13 protein-coding genes are annotated in these 14,335 nt (G+C 66.2%); 11 read left to right on the forward strand and 2 right to left on the reverse strand.

Translation table 11 applies throughout. From position 1 onward, the window contains the following. The first annotated feature begins 127 nt into the window (after positions 1–127). Entirely contained in the window at positions 128–1,519 is a 1,392-nt protein-coding gene (gene radA, locus OZ10_RS14760; protein WP_039565644.1) for a DNA repair protein RadA, read from the forward strand. Positions 1,520–1,847: 328 nt separating this feature from the next. Continuing rightward, complete coding sequence (locus tag OZ10_RS14765; protein ID WP_039409520.1) at positions 1,848–2,234, forward strand: DUF805 domain-containing protein; 387 nt, start codon at positions 1,848–1,850, stop codon at positions 2,232–2,234. Between the two features lie 120 nt (positions 2,235–2,354). Here the strand turns inward: OZ10_RS14765 and OZ10_RS14770 are convergent, their stop codons facing one another. Continuing rightward, complete coding sequence (locus OZ10_RS14770) at positions 2,355–3,140, reverse strand: response regulator transcription factor (RefSeq protein WP_039565646.1); 786 nt, start codon at positions 3,138–3,140, stop codon at positions 2,355–2,357. A gap of 919 nt (positions 3,141–4,059) precedes the next feature. Here OZ10_RS14770 and OZ10_RS14775 point away from each other — a divergent pair. The 3 genes from OZ10_RS14775 to OZ10_RS14785 all read left to right on the forward strand — a co-directional run bounded on the left by OZ10_RS14775 (position 4,060) and on the right by OZ10_RS14785 (position 9,843). After that, positions 4,060–5,415 (forward strand): helix-turn-helix transcriptional regulator, encoded by a 1,356-nt coding sequence (locus OZ10_RS14775; RefSeq protein WP_202903020.1) that lies wholly within the window; start codon positions 4,060–4,062, stop codon positions 5,413–5,415. A gap of 210 nt (positions 5,416–5,625) precedes the next feature. Further along, positions 5,626–7,494 (forward strand): ATP-binding protein, encoded by a 1,869-nt coding sequence (locus OZ10_RS14780; RefSeq protein WP_039409576.1) that lies wholly within the window; start codon positions 5,626–5,628, stop codon positions 7,492–7,494. A 24-nt stretch (positions 7,495–7,518) separates the two neighbouring features. After that, positions 7,519–9,843: a tetratricopeptide repeat protein gene (locus OZ10_RS14785; RefSeq protein ID WP_039565649.1), complete on the forward strand. Its 2,325-nt coding sequence runs from the start codon at positions 7,519–7,521 to the stop codon at positions 9,841–9,843. Between the two features lie 75 nt (positions 9,844–9,918). Here the strand turns inward: OZ10_RS14785 and OZ10_RS21465 are convergent, their stop codons facing one another. Beyond that, positions 9,919–10,134, reverse strand: a complete 216-nt coding sequence (locus tag OZ10_RS21465) for a hypothetical protein (protein WP_275451281.1) — start codon at positions 10,132–10,134, stop codon at positions 9,919–9,921. Between the two features lie 359 nt (positions 10,135–10,493). Between OZ10_RS21465 and OZ10_RS14790 the strand changes: the two genes are divergently transcribed. The 6 genes from OZ10_RS14790 to OZ10_RS14815 all read left to right on the forward strand — a co-directional run. Further along, positions 10,494–11,336: an STAS domain-containing protein gene (locus OZ10_RS14790; protein WP_039410094.1), complete on the forward strand. Its 843-nt coding sequence runs from the start codon at positions 10,494–10,496 to the stop codon at positions 11,334–11,336. Position 11,337: 1 nt separating this feature from the next. Next, positions 11,338–11,700, forward strand: a complete 363-nt coding sequence (locus OZ10_RS14795) for an STAS domain-containing protein (RefSeq protein WP_039410097.1) — start codon at positions 11,338–11,340, stop codon at positions 11,698–11,700. After that, positions 11,697–12,092 (forward strand): ATP-binding protein, encoded by a 396-nt coding sequence (locus OZ10_RS14800; RefSeq protein WP_039410100.1) that lies wholly within the window; start codon positions 11,697–11,699, stop codon positions 12,090–12,092. Before OZ10_RS14795 ends, OZ10_RS14800 begins: the two co-directional genes overlap by 4 nt. Further along, positions 12,083–13,099, forward strand: coding sequence for an ATP-binding protein (locus OZ10_RS14805; RefSeq protein ID WP_039565651.1), 1,017 nt, complete (start codon positions 12,083–12,085; stop codon positions 13,097–13,099). The genes OZ10_RS14800 and OZ10_RS14805 overlap by 10 nt, the downstream gene beginning before the upstream one ends. Further along, positions 13,096–13,965: a sensor histidine kinase gene (locus OZ10_RS14810; RefSeq protein WP_039410106.1), complete on the forward strand. Its 870-nt coding sequence runs from the start codon at positions 13,096–13,098 to the stop codon at positions 13,963–13,965. Before OZ10_RS14805 ends, OZ10_RS14810 begins: the two co-directional genes overlap by 4 nt. Continuing rightward, on the forward strand, positions 13,962–14,335 hold a 374-nt coding region (locus OZ10_RS14815; RefSeq protein WP_039565652.1), incomplete at its 3' end, for a response regulator transcription factor. The genes OZ10_RS14810 and OZ10_RS14815, both read left to right, overlap by 4 nt.

The raw sequence follows: 14,335 nt of genomic DNA on the forward strand, positions 1-14,335 counted from the left end.
AATCCCGACTCCCGACTCCCGAATCCCGAATCCCGAATCCCGAATCCCGAATCCCGCAAAGCTCGCGTCGCGCACACTGAGACCGTCAGCCACTATCCTCCTGCTTCAATAACGATGGGCAAGAGCGATGGCGAAGGCGAAGACGGCCTATGTCTGCGGCGAGTGTGGCGCCGAGTACACCAAGTGGCAGGGGCAGTGCACCGAATGCGGTGTCTGGAACACGCTGAGCGAAATCGTGCTCGAAAGCGCCACGCCGGGCGGCAAGGCATCGCCAGCGGCATCGCGGCGTAGCGGCTGGGCCGGCAAGGCCGAAGCGCCCAAAATTATGGCACTCAAGGATGTGCAGCAGACCGAGCAGGCGCGCGTGTCCACCGGCATTGGCGAGTTCGACCGGGTGTTGGGCGGCGGGTTGGTCGAGGGCGCAGTGGTACTGATCGGCGGCGACCCGGGCATCGGCAAGTCGACGCTGCTGCTGCAGGCTCTGGCGAGCATGGCCTCCACGTTGCCGGTGTTGTATGTGACCGGCGAAGAATCGCTGGCCCAGGTGGCAGGGCGCGCGGTGCGCCTGGACCTGCCGCTGGAAGGCCTGAACGCCCTGGCCGAAACCGGCATCGAAAACATCCTGCAGCATGCCAGCGTGGCGCGGCCGAAGCTGATCGTGGCCGATTCGGTTCAAACCTTGTGGACCGAGTCGTTGACCGCAGCGCCGGGCTCGGTGAGCCAGGTACGCGAGAGCGCGGCGCGGCTGGTGCGCTTCGCCAAGGAGACCGGCACCGCCGTGTTCCTGGTGGGCCATGTCACCAAGGAGGGCGGCATTGCCGGCCCGCGCGTGCTCGAGCACATGGTCGATGCGGTGCTGTATTTCGAAGGCGAGAGCGGCAGCCGGTTCCGCTTGTTGCGCGCGTTCAAGAACCGCTTCGGTGCGGTGAACGAGCTGGGCGTGTTCGCGATGGGCGAGAAGGGCCTCAAGGAGGTCTCCAACCCGTCGGCGATCTTCCTGTCCGGCGGCAGTACCCAGCAGCCGGGCAGTTGCGTGATGGTCACCCGCGAAGGCACCCGGCCGTTGATGGTGGAAGTGCAGGCGCTGGTGGATTCTTCCCCCTTGTCCAATCCGCGGCGGGTCGCCGTGGGGCTGGAGCAGAACCGCCTGGCGATGTTGCTGGCAGTGCTGCATCGGCACGGCGGCATCGTGGTGGGCGATCAGGACGTATTCGTCAACGTGGTGGGCGGCATTCGCGTGCAGGAAACCGCGGCCGACCTGCCGGTGCTGCTGGCGGTGCTGTCCTCGTTGCGCGACCGGCCGTTGTCCGAGAAGACCATTGCCTTTGGCGAAGTGGGCCTGTCCGGCGAGATCCGCCCGGTGCCCAACGGCGAGGACCGGTTGAAGGAGGCCGCCACCCACGGCTTCAAGCGCGCAATTGTGCCCCGGGCCAACGCGCCCAAGACTGCCAGCATCAAGGGCATGGAGATCATCGCGGTGGAGCGGCTGAGCCAGGCGCTGGAAGCGGCGGCAGAGTAGCGGCATTCCCGCCTGATTCGTGCAGGCAGCCTGCACGAGGACAACCCGGTCGGCCCGTTGCCGGTCAGGGCACCGCGAGCAGCTGCAGCAGGCGGTTGCGCTGTCGCGAGACACCGAACGCCTTCCGAATCCAGCCTGCTGGACAGTGCGCCGTCCCGGCAGAAACGGCCTCTACCGAGGCTGCGACCGTCTGTCGGCTGGCCCGGTGTCATCTGCGTCTATGGAGACAGAAATCGTTTTCACCCGATGTGCGCTATGGCAACATGCGCGGCCGCTGCACTGAGCAGCGGATCACAAACACCGCTGACTGCCGTACTGGAGAAACACAATGGAATGGATGTTGTTGCCGCTCAAGCGCTATGCCGACTTCGAAGGGCGTTCGCGTCGCAAGGAATATTGGATGTTCATGCTGTTGCAGGCGATCATCCTGGTCGTCCTGACCATCATGTTCGGTATTGCGGCAGCGGTCATGGGCGGCGACGGCAACCCCGGCCCGCTGGCGTGGCTGGTGTTCGCCATCATGATCATCGTGGTATTGGCGATGATGGTGCCGAGCATCGCGGTGACCGTGCGTCGCCTGCATGACCAGGACAAGTCGGGCTGGTTCTATCTGATCAGCTTTGTGCCGTACGTCGGCGGTCTTGTCGTGCTTGTCTTCATGTGCCTGGAAGGTACGCCCGGCCCGAATCAGTACGGCGAAAGCCCGAAGCTGTAAGCAGCTGGTTCGAGCGTGATCGAACGATGGCGCGGGCATCCCCTGCGCCATCGTCGTTTACGCGGCCGGATGTCTACGGCGCAGCGCGTGGCATGGGGCACGAAGTCATCGGCAGCTTGCTCAGCAGGCGGCCGAATGATGCGCAGTGGTTGCACTCAGGCTCTTACCTGGCAAAAGCGGATCCTTGTCTGATGAGGCAAGTTCCAGCTTGTATCCGTGCGAATACACGGTCCGGATACGTACCGCACCACTGTGATTGCACAGCTGCAATTTCTTGCGCAGCTTGTAGATGTGCTGTTCCATCGTGCGGTCGGTGAATTCGGTGTGGCTACCCCAGACCGCCTTGGCCAACTGGCAGCGGCGGAAGCACACGCCAGGGCTGGAGAACAGGAGCCAGGCAATCGAAAATTCGCGCGAGGTCAGCACGATCGGCTTGCCATGCAGGTAGACGGTGTTTTCCTCGCGCACGAGTTGGTACGGGCCGACACTCAGTTGCTGGGCTTCCTGGCAGGCCTGGGGCGCCGGGCTGACCGCCAACGCCGCACGCACTTGCAGCTCGTGCGAGTTGAATGGGAGCGCTAACACTTCCTGTGCGCCGGACTGGTACCAGGCCAGGATGTCGTTCGGGCAGTCGAACCGCCCCAGCACGATCAGTGGCGTGGGATGGCCGCTGTGGCAGCGCTGCCAGGCCAGCACCGAGCTGTCGTCCGAGGTCACGCAAGTGGCGTCGAAGATCAGCAGCTCGCAGGGCGAATGCCGCAGCGTCCGTAAGAGTTCCAGTTCATCGGAAAACACCCCAACGTGGGGAGTCAGCGGGGCAAGGCTCGCATTGACCTGCGAGGCCAGGCGCGCGTCCTGCGTCAACAGGAAAGCCGATCCCTGCTTTCCGGAGGCGTTGCCGTGCATCAGCCGGCCTTCCCGTGCTGGCACGCAGACAGGCCATGCATTGGATGCCGGCAATGGGCGGTTGGCGCCATGTTGAAACCCACATCTCTGGATAAGTGCATCGCCATACCATCGGGCTGCCGGGGGAAGGGTCTGACCGAGGTCGGACGAATGGTATGTACCATTCCAAAGGCAGAAAGTTTCACTGCTGCGCACTTTTCTTCGGGTTCGGGTAGCCGCGCTTTAGCTTGCGCTCATGTATGCGCAATGCAGCTCTTACGCACAGGGCATGCGCGACACGGAAGACGCATAGGCGCGCAGTTGGCAGCGCAATCCTGGCGGCTCCAGCTGTGCAGGTGGCTGGGCCGCAGCCATGGAATTGGTCATGAGAGGTCTAGACCAGGGTATTGCGATTAGGACACTCGCGCATCGCACTTGGAATAGGTTCGCGGGGTCGGTAACCAGAAAGTGACTTCGGTTATGAGTGGCCGACGCGCGTGCGCTGAATGCTCTGGATCATCACACGTGCCGATGCGAAGCGATAGCTAACCGCCCAAAATCCACATCGAGGTGATGTGTTGGCAGACGTTGTGCAATGAGCGCGCAGGAAGTGCCGCCAACGTGTCTTCGATACACGCTCGAATCGGTTGCAATGTCCTGCGCTAGACATTCTCTGGCGTACGCAAACTGCAGCGGCGCTTATGCAAAACGCACGGCAGCGCCGGTGGTGGACAGAGTGAGGTTTTTTGATTTTTGCGGTGCTCCCAGGTGAGAAATTCCATTGGATCCGCTGCATACAATCGTTTGCGCCAGCGAGAGCGGCGCGCTGTTGTCATTTGCTCATCCCCCTATGAGAGAGCCCGGCATGATCCTTTCCACCTACTTCGCAGCGATTTCTGCCCTGTCGTACGCAGATCGTCTTCCTACCTATACAAGCAGGATGCTGGTTGGTGCCTGGCCGCAAGGTCTGCAACATCTTCAACAACGCCGTGATGGACAGGCCGCGCCCGAGGGAACCGACGATGAGGTCGTCCTGCTCGGTGCCAGTGGCGATGCGTTGTTGATCCTGGAGTACCAGGAAGAGGCCGAAGATGCCTACCGCCACGCACTGAAGGCAATGCGTGGCCATCAGCGGCAACTGCGGCTGCTCTCCTGCCGCAATACCGCGTGGTTGATGCTCAGCCAGCGCCGACTCAGTGCTGCATTGAACTGCTTCGCGCAGCTGGCGATGGATCGCGATACCCCCGCCTGCCTGGGCGGCGAGAGCCTGCTGGGCAAGGCGCTGATCCATTTCCACCTTGGCCAGAGCACGCTGGCACTGCAGACCCTGGAGCGGGCGCACGAGGTGCTGGCGGAGCTGGAAAGCGGAGCCTCGGACTGGCTGCGGATCACCACCGCGTTGCGGCTGGACATGATTGCGCAGTTGCGCATCCGCCGTGCCGACCGCATGAGCGACCACGTGTTCTGGCAGGCCACGCTGCGCCAGGACGATGCCGCGCATGCGTTCGAGCCCAGCGAACTGCGGGCCTGCATTGCCGATCTTGCCGAGAGCATGCCGGTGCTTGCGCAGCGCATGCGGCATGTCCGCAACCTGCTGCGGATTGCCGGCGGCGACACGTTCGGTTTCGACGCCCAGATCGATGCATTGCCGGCGGCAGCGAACGGCTGCCCGCCGTGCGCACGACAGGATGCGCAGGTGGAGCTGGCGCTGGCGGCGCTGGCGGTGGGCCGGGCCGATCTGGCCGAGCGTGCGCTGGCCGGCGCCGGGCGGCATCACGCGCCACGCTGGAATCTGGAGTACGAGTATTGCCAGGCCAAGATCAGCCAGGCGCTGGGTCGTACCGAACAGGCCTTGCTGCTGTACAACCGCTACGCGCTGGGTGCGGTGCAATGCCTGCGCAGCGAAGTGCAGGCGCCGCGGCTGCTGGAAAGCGGCACGCCTGCGCATGTGAGCGACGACATCTCCGCGCGGTTGCCGGCCAAGTACCGGCGCGCGTATAGCTACATGATCACCAACGCGCACCGCTCGGATCTGTCGATCAATGAAGTCGCCGCGCAGATCGGGGTGACCGGGCGCGCGCTGCAGCAGGCGTTCAAGTCGGCCACCGGGCTGTCGCCGACCCAGGTCCTGCGGCGTTACCGCATGCAGAGCATCCGCGACGAACTGCTGGCCGACGGCGGATGCGGCAGTGTGCTGCAGGCGGCCAGCCGCTGGGGCGTTGGCAGTCGTTCAGCGCTGGCCAAGGGGTACCGCCAGCACTTCAACGAGGCGCCGATGGAAACCTTGCAGCGCTAGTCGAGCCGGCCGCGGCCCGGTGCGCATGCCGGGCCGTGGCGCGTCGTTTTCGATGACCGGAGACAGGCGCCGTTGGCTGTACGCACGGTAGGGCAGGAGCCGAAGTGAGACGTGCGTACAAGATGGCCAGCGGCTATCCTTGCCGGCTCGCACTGCCATCAGGAGGCGCGTCCGAGGACGGGCGTGGCCGCCAAGGAAACGACGACGATCATGCAAGATCCTATCTCCGAGGCGACGGACGCCTCACAGATCCGCCGCGCCGGCGTCGATCTCAATGGACTGATGTCCGTCCTCAGCAAGCATCTGTATTCCACGCCGGTGGTCGCGCTGCGCGAGCTGGTGCAGAACGCGCACGATTCGATTCTGCGCCGCCGCCTGGAGCAGCCTGATTGGCATGGCGAGTCGCGCATCCATGTGCAGGCCGATCCGGCGCAGGGCATCGTGCGCATCATCGATACCGGTGCCGGGCTCACCCAGCAGGAAATCCACGACTATCTGGCCACCGTCGGGGTGGGATACACCCGCGGGCTGCGTCAGGGCGGGCATGAAGACAGCGGTTTGATCGGCATGTTCGGGCTGGGGTTCTTGTCTGCCTTCGTGCTGGCACGGCGCGTCACCGTGCGCACCACCTCCTACCAGAGCCCGACGTTGGGCCATTGCTACATCTCCAGCAATGCCGAGCACTACACGGTGAGCCCGATTCCGGCGCGTGCCCAGGTCGGCACCGAGGTGGTGCTGGAACTGCATGAGCAATATGTGCCATTGGCGCAGCAGGGGCGGCTGCACGAGATCCTGTCGCGTTACTGCGCATTGCTGCGCGAGCCGATCTGGGTCGGCGCCGATGCGCAGCCGATCAATCCCGAGCCGCCGCCGTGGCGCACGCACGATGTGGTGCCGCTGCATCCGGTGCAGGCGTGGCGCCGGCAACGTGAGTTCGCGGCACGCTTCGAGCGCAACTTCGAACCGCTGTGCTGCATGCCGGTACGTGCCGACGATGGCAGCGATGCGGTGGGCCTGCTGTGGGTGCAGGACGGCGCAACCTATGGCACCAGCGACAACCGCAATCTGTCGGTGTTTCTGCGTGGCATGTTGCTGGACGACAATGCGCGCGAACTGCTGCCACCGTGGGCGGGCTTCATCGGCGGGGTGATCGAATCCAACCGCCTGACCCCGACCGCAAGCCGCGAGGATCTGCAGCGAGACACGGTTTACAGTGCGGTGCAGCATGCCTTGTCCGAGGCGCTGGTGCAGGGGCTGGCGGAGGTGGCGCGCCAGCAACCGGAGGCGTGGCGCCGCATCCTGTTGCGGCACAACGAAGCGTTGCTCGGCGCGGCGTTGTGCGATGAGCGCCTGTTCGAACTGCTGCTGGAACACGTGCGCGTACCCACCTCGCAGGGCGACCTGCCGGCGCAGCAATTGCCGGCGCGTGGCGCGGTGCATGTGATCCTCGACAGCGACGGCGGTTTCGAGGAAATGCTGTTCCGTGCGATGGGCGTGCCGGTGGCCTATGGAAACCGCTATGCGGTGGTGCCGTTCCTGCGTCGCTGGGCGCAGGCCAAGGGGGTGCGGCTGGTCGAACTGGGCACCGAGCACGGCAACCGCCAACTGTTCCATCTGGACACGTTGCCGGCCGACGAACTGGCGTGGCTGGAACAGCACCTGGGCGATGGCGAAGCGCTGGTGCCGGCGCGCTTCAGCCCCGAAGAACTGCCGCTGGTGGTGGTGCCCGACCGCGAGGCCGAGCTCAAACGCCGGCTGGAGCAGGACGAAAACGACAAGCGGGTGTCCACCGCCGCATTGCGGCTGGCGCGCCAGTTCACCGCGCGCATCGAAGCACGTCAGACCCAGCGGCTGTATCTCAATCTGGACAACCCGGCGTTGCAGGCATTGCTGGCCGCGCAGCGCGCCGGCAACCCGCAGGCAGCGGTTGCCGCGCGTCTGCTGCGCTCGCTCAAGGTGATCGTGTCGGCACAGGGGCGCACGCAGCCGCCGCCCGGCGGCAGCGCGTCGGGCGGTCCGGATCTCAACCAGGCGTTCGGCGATCTTGCCGGGGCCGTGACGCAACTGCTGGCGCGCTGAGCGCCGCACTGAAGGACGCACGCGATGGAAATCTGGAACTGGGTGGAAAAGCTGCAGGACGACCTGGGCGACGCCGGGCAGCCGCAGAACGCGCAGCTGCTGACGCGCCTGACCGACCATATCTGCGATCTGCAGATCGAGCGCGCCGAGGCCCTGTTGCCCGAGGCGCGTGCGCTGGGCAAGACGCTCGCCAACCCGTGGCTGGAGGTGTTCGTCGGCCACTGGGAGATGCGCAACCGGGTCGGCAACCTGTGCGAGGGCGAGCGTGCGCTGGGCGATGCGGTGGCCTTGTTCGAGCGGGCGCACCGTGCCGATGCAGTGGAGTGCCCGCAATCGGTGTGCGTGACGCAGGACCTGGCGGCGTGCTACGCCAATATCGATGGCCCGGGCTGGGTGCAGGAGCGTATCGAGGTCTGCGACGAAACCCTGGGCCGCATCGACCCGAGCTGGTCATGCTATCAGTGCCTGAGCTGCGAAAAGGCCGATGCCCTGCTCGACGACGGTCGCGGCGACGCTGCACTGGCGTACCTGGATCAACAATCGCAGACCATCGTTGCGCACGGCGGCGAGATCTTTGATGGCGTGCCGGACATGCGCATCTCGATCCTGCTGTCGCTGGGGCGTGCAGACGAGGCGCTGGCTCTGATCGAACAACGCGAACGCGACGCGGCGCGCGAAGGCGCGGAGTGGGCTAATTGCAGTCAGCCGCGTCGCTTGCAGAAGGCGCGCGCGCTGGCCATGTTGCATCGCGATGACGAAGCGATGGAGTCGCTGCTGCCGTGGCGCGAGGTGGCGCCGCGGTATCGCCTGCACTGGCTGCACGCGGTGGCGGTGCTGGTCGCGCGCGCGCCTGCACGCAACACCTGGGATCTGGGCAGCCGCCTGCAGCTGATGCTCGATCATTACGCGCAGGTCGGTGCGCATCGCATTCTGATCGAGGCGGCCGAGCTGGCGATCGACCTGGCACTGCAGCGCGGCGCGGTGTGGACCGCGCGCCGACATCTGGTCCTGGCACGCACGCATGCGTCCAAGCTGCGCCAGGACCGTGGCGCGACGCAGGCGCTGGATGGCTGGGCCGCGCGTATCGAGGCGGCCTCCACCGGCGAGGCGCCACCGGTGCCAGCCGCACAGTTGCTGGCGTGGTTGAGCGCGCAGGGCGACGAGGTGGTGCGTAACCCGGAGCGTGAAGCGCAATGGCTGTTGCAGGCGGCCGCCGAGCGCCCCGACGACGCCGAGTTGGTCGACACCGCGGCATCGGCGCTGAGCGCCTGCGCGGCGGACGAGCAGGCCATCGCGCTGCTGTGGTCTTTCGTGCAGCGGCATGCCGACCACGAAACCAGTCCGACCTTCCGCCTGATGAATTTATTGCTGGGCCGTGGCGACGATGCCGGTGTGCGCCGCCTGGCGCTGCTGTATCGCCCGCAGGTGCCGGTGGTGGCGTTGTGGTGCGAGGCGCAACTGGCGCAGCGGCTGGCCGATTGGCCGGCGCTGGAGCAGGCCTGCACGGCGCTGCTGGAACTTTCCCCGGGCTCGCATGGCGCGCGCGGATTGCTGGCGCGCATGTATCTCACCACCGGCCGTTTTACCGAGGCGGCCGCGGTGTATCGCCGGTTGATCGCGCTGATGGAGGAGCCACGTTCGGCGCACTGGGACCACATGACCGCGGCCAGCGCCGCGCAGGACTGGGACGCGGTGCGGGCCTCGGCAGCGGCGATCGGCATGGAACTGAGCAGCACCAGCGGGGTGGTCGAGGAAGACTGGGGCTGGGTGATCGTGCGTTGCGTCGACGATGGCGAAGTGGCCGAGTACTACGCGCGCCGCACCGGCCCGGTGACGGCGCGCATCATCGAAAATGCGCCCGCGCACCGCCGCCAGCATGTGGGCGATTGGGTCGTGTTCGATGCCGAGTTGCTGTACCCGGCGCCGGAAGACGACGCCGAGCGCGAGCGCTTCGTGCCGACCTATGCGCAGGTGCACGTGCTGCAGACCGGCGGCTACGGCAGCAGCTGGCTGGTGGATGGTGTGGACCCGGGAGAAGAGGTGGTCGAGGCCTTGCGTGCCGACCTGGAGATGCGTGGATGGAAGCTGTGGCGGCATAGCCGCGCGGACTACCGCGTGGTCGACCCGGAACACCCGGAGGCGTTCGATCCGGAGGACCCCACCTCGGGTCTGGCGGGGGTGTTGTTCACGGTGGCGCTTCCGGAAAACGTCTCGCCGCAGGAATTGCATCGCGTCTTGCGCTGTACGACCTCGCGCTGGTCGCACCCGATGTGCTGGCTGCGCCTGGCCGAGGCCTGCGATCAGGATCCGCGCCCGCATCTGGATGCGGTGGAGCGCTACGGGCTGTAAGGCAGCCGGTGGGTCACACGCTGCGCTGGCTGCGAGGCTGCCGCATCCAGCGGCACCCTTGCAGCATGCCGACGATCAACTGCGTTTGCCGTAGCGCTCCAGCCAGTGCGCGCAGGAGGCCGGCAGCGTCCACGACGGGCGTACCTGGCCCAGTACCAGTGTCGCCGGAGACGACCACTGCGGGTTGGCCAGGTGCGCACGGCCGATCATCACCAGCGCCATCTGCCCGTCGGCCGCCGCCCGGTCTGCATTGTGCGGGTCGTGGATATTCCTGGACGAGTCAACCGGCAACTACGCCTCGCGGCCGTCGACATCGGCAACGCGCCGATGCGAAGGACGGATGCAGGGTGGTGCCGTTCGCACCCGATGCAGCAGGGTAGAGACACGCCGCCGTCGCGGCGGCCCGCTCCGGACGTCATCGATGCGCCGCGCGGGCGTTGTCTGCAGGCGTGGCCCGGCGCACGTTCGATGGTGGCGCTGCAATGTCAAACTGCCGCGGTGGCGTCCTCTGACCGCTACAGATTTACGTGCTGGTTGCCGAATCTGAATTGCTTTACTCTGCTGCGCATCGGCGTGGGGGCGCCGCGTCGGACAGGGCGCAGTCCAGCCCGCATGCCCAGCCTCTCTACTTTTATTTGGCGGGTGATCTCATGGTGGCACTGCAGCAGCGCTCGATCGACGCGATTCGTGACCAGGAAGCCGCGTTGCTGGCCGCCTGGCTGGGGTCGGGCCTTGGCAACGATGCGCGCATCTCGCGGCAGGATCTGCAGGCCCAGGGCGCGGACTTCCTACGCTTGCTGGTCGCCTCGCTGAAGGACGACGGCAGCAGTCTCGACAGCGCCGAGTGGAGCGAAGTGCGGCGCTTCCTGGAGACGCTCTCGCGCGATCGCGCCACGCGCGGTTTCGATTCGCAGGAAACCGCCAACTTCATTTTCTCGCTCAAACGCGTGCTGTTCGAGCTGGTGCAGCGCGAATACGCCAGCACGCCGGAAGACCTCGGGCAGCAGCTGTGGGCGCTGTCCGAACTGCTCGACCGCCTGGGTCTGTACACCGTCAAGGCGTTCCAGAAGACCCGCGAAGACATCATCGTGCGGCAGCAGGAAGAGATGCTGGAGCTGTCCACGCCGGTGGTGAAGCTGTGGGAAGGCGTGCTGGCACTACCGATGATCGGCACGCTGGATTCGCAACGTACCCAGGTGGTGATGGAATCGCTGTTGCAGCGCATCGTCGACACCGGTTCGGAAATCGCCATCATCGACATCACCGGCGTGCCCACCGTGGACACGCTGGTGGCGCAGCATCTGCTCAAGACCGTCACCGCGATCCGGTTGATGGGCGCCGATGCCATCATCAGCGGCGTGCGCCCGCAGATTGCGCAGACCATCGTGCATCTGGGGCTGGATCTGCAGGGCATCGTGACCAAGGCCAACCTGGCCGACGCGTTGGCGCTGGCGCTCAAGCGCACCGGCCTGACCGTCAGCAGGGCAGACTGACATGGAGCGCATCCCGATCCTGCGGATGGGCAACCTGTTGCTGGTCACCATCCAGGTGGACATGCATGACCAGCTCGCGCTGCAACTGCAGGAAGACCTGTCGGAAAAGATCAGCGCCACCTCGGCGCGTGGCGTGCTGATCGACATCTCCGCGCTGGATATCGTCGATTCGTTCATCGGCCGCATGATCAGCACCATCTCCGGGCTGGCCGCGCTGATGGGCGCCAGGACCGTGGTTGTCGGCATGCAGCCGGCCGTGGCGATCACCCTGGTCGAGCTGGGCCTGACCCTGCCTTCGGTGCGCACCGCGCTCGATGTCGAACGCGGCATGCGGCTGCTGCAACAACCCAACGCATCGTCATGAGCGCCGGCTCGCAACCGGTGCGCACCGAGCAGGATGTGGTGCTGGCGCGGCAGACCGTGCGCAAGCTGGTGGTGCAGTGCGGCCTGCGCCTGGTCGACCAGACCAAGCTGGTCACCGCCGCCAGCGAGCTGGCGCGCAATACGGTGATCTACGGCGGCGGCGGCGACATGGACTGGGCGGTGGTGGAAAGCGGCATCCGCAAGGGCGTGCAGCTGACCTTCCGCGACGACGGCCCGGGCATCCCCGATCTGGAACTTGCGCTCACCGATGGCTGGACCTCCGGCAGCGGGCTGGGCCTGGGCCTGTCCGGCAGCCGGCGGCTGGTGGACGACTTCGTGCTGGACAGCGCTGCGGGGAAGGGCACGCGCATCACCATCACCAAATGGAAGTGAATGTTGCCGGTGCGCTCACCCAGGTCATCCGTGTCGAGGAAGTGACCCAGGTGGGACAGGTGCGCCGCGATGCGGTGGCGCTTGCCCAGGCCAGCGGATTCGACCAGGACGCCTGCGGACGTGTTGCGCTGGTCGCCACCGAGCTGTGCACCAACCTGCTCAATCACGGCGGCGGCGGGCAACTGCAACTGTGCACCGTGGCCGGGCGCGGTGGCCTCGGCGTGGAGCTGTGTTCGATCGACCGGGGCCCGGGCTTCGTGCTCGCCGATTGTCTGCCGGACGGCTATTCCACCGGCAGCACACCGGGCAACGGCCTGGGCGCGGTGCAGCGGCATGCCGCGGTGCTGGACGCGTATTCGGACGCCACCGGTGCGGTGGTGCTGGCGCGGGTGTATGCCGATACGCAGGCCACGGCCGACCTGCCGTATGGCGCGATCCGGCTTCCGCTGCCCACCGAAGTGGTGTGTGGCGATGGCTGGCACCTGGGCGTCGATGGGTCACGTGTGACGGTCACCATGATCGATGGTCTGGGCCATGGGCCGGGCGCGGCCGATGCCGCCGATGCCGGCATCCGGGTGGCGGCGACGGCCAGCGGTGAGCCCGGCGAGCGCATCGCGCGGCTGCATGCGGGCATGTGCGGCACCCGTGGCGGTGCGGCAGCGGTCATGCAGTTCGACGGCAGCAGCGGGCAGGTGCGCTTTGCCGGCGTTGGTAATCTCGGTGCAGCGCTCTGCGATGGCGATGGCGATGGCGCGCGCGGCATGCCCTCGCATCCAGGCATCGTGGGGGTGCAATTTCGCAAGGCGCAGCCGTTCGATTTTCCGCAGGCCGCCGGCAAGTTGCTGGTGATGCACAGCGACGGCCTGCAATCGCGCTGGAACCTGCGCGACCACCCTGCGCTGTTGTCGCGCCATCCACGCATCATCGCCGCCGTGCTGTTGCGCGACTACGCGCGCGGCCGCGACGATGCCTGCGTCTTCGTCATGCGCCTGGGAGGCATGCAATGAATTCATCCGATGCGGCATCGGGCCACGCGGCGGACACCGAACTGGCCACCTTGCGCCAGCAGAACCAGGCCTTGCGCGAGGAGCTGGAAGAAACCAACCAGGGCGTGCTGGCCCTGTATGCCGAGCTCGATCAGCAGGCCGAGCAACTGCGCGAGGTGTCCGAGCTCAAGAGCCGGTTCCTGTCGTACATGAGCCACGAATTCCGCACCCCGCTGGGCTCGATCCTGAGCATCACGCGGCTGCTGGAAGACGGCATGGACGGCCCGCTCAACGACGAACAACTCAAGCAGGTGCGCTTTGTCAGCGCTTCGGCGCGCGAGCTCACCGAGATGGTGGACGACCTGCTGGACCTGGCCAAGATCGAGGCCGGCCGCATCACCATTTCGCCGGGTTGGTTCGACCTGATGGACCTGTTCGCCGCGCTGCGCGGCATGTTTCGCCCGCTCACCGATGTCGGCACCACCACACTGATCTTCGAAGATCCGCCGGTGCTGCCGATGCTTTATACCGACGACAAGAAGCTGGCGCAGATCCTGCGCAACTTCATTTCCAATGCGCTCAAGTTCACCCCGCAAGGCCACGTGCGCGTGCTGGCGCAGCTGGAAGGCGACAGCCACGTGCGCTTCAGCGTGCAGGACACCGGTATCGGTATTGCGCCCGAGCTTCACGATGCCTTGTTCGAGGATTTTGTACAGGTGGACTCGCCGCTGCAGAAGCGCCTGACCGGGACGGGGCTGGGGCTGTCGATCTGCAAGCGCTTCGCCGAGCTGCTGGGCGGCCGGGTGGGCATCAACAGCGTGGTCGGGCAGGGCTCGGAATTTTTCGTGGTGCTGCCGGTGACGCTGGCAGCGGAGAACGCAACGTGAGCAGCAGGCAGCACATTCTGGTCGTCGACGACAACGCGGTGACGCGGTATTCGGTGCGGCGCGTGCTCGAACACCATCGGTTCGTGGTCGAGGAGGCCGGCACCGGCGCCGAGGGTCTGGCCAAGCTGGCGGCGCAGTCGTTTGCCGGCGTGGTGCTGGACGTCAACCTGCCGGACATGAGCGGCTTCGACATCGTGCGCACCTTGCGCGCCGAGCCACGCACCGCGTTGCTGCCGGTGGTGCATGTGTCGGCCGCCTCGATCGCCACCGGCGACATGATCACCGGCCTGGATGCCGGCGCGGATGCGTACCTGATCCATCCGGTCGACCCCAACGTGCTGGTCGCCACCTTGCGTACGCTGTTGCGCGC

It is taken from the genome of Xanthomonas cannabis pv. cannabis (genome assembly GCF_000802365.1).
Classification (GTDB): domain Bacteria; phylum Pseudomonadota; class Gammaproteobacteria; order Xanthomonadales; family Xanthomonadaceae; genus Xanthomonas; species Xanthomonas cannabis.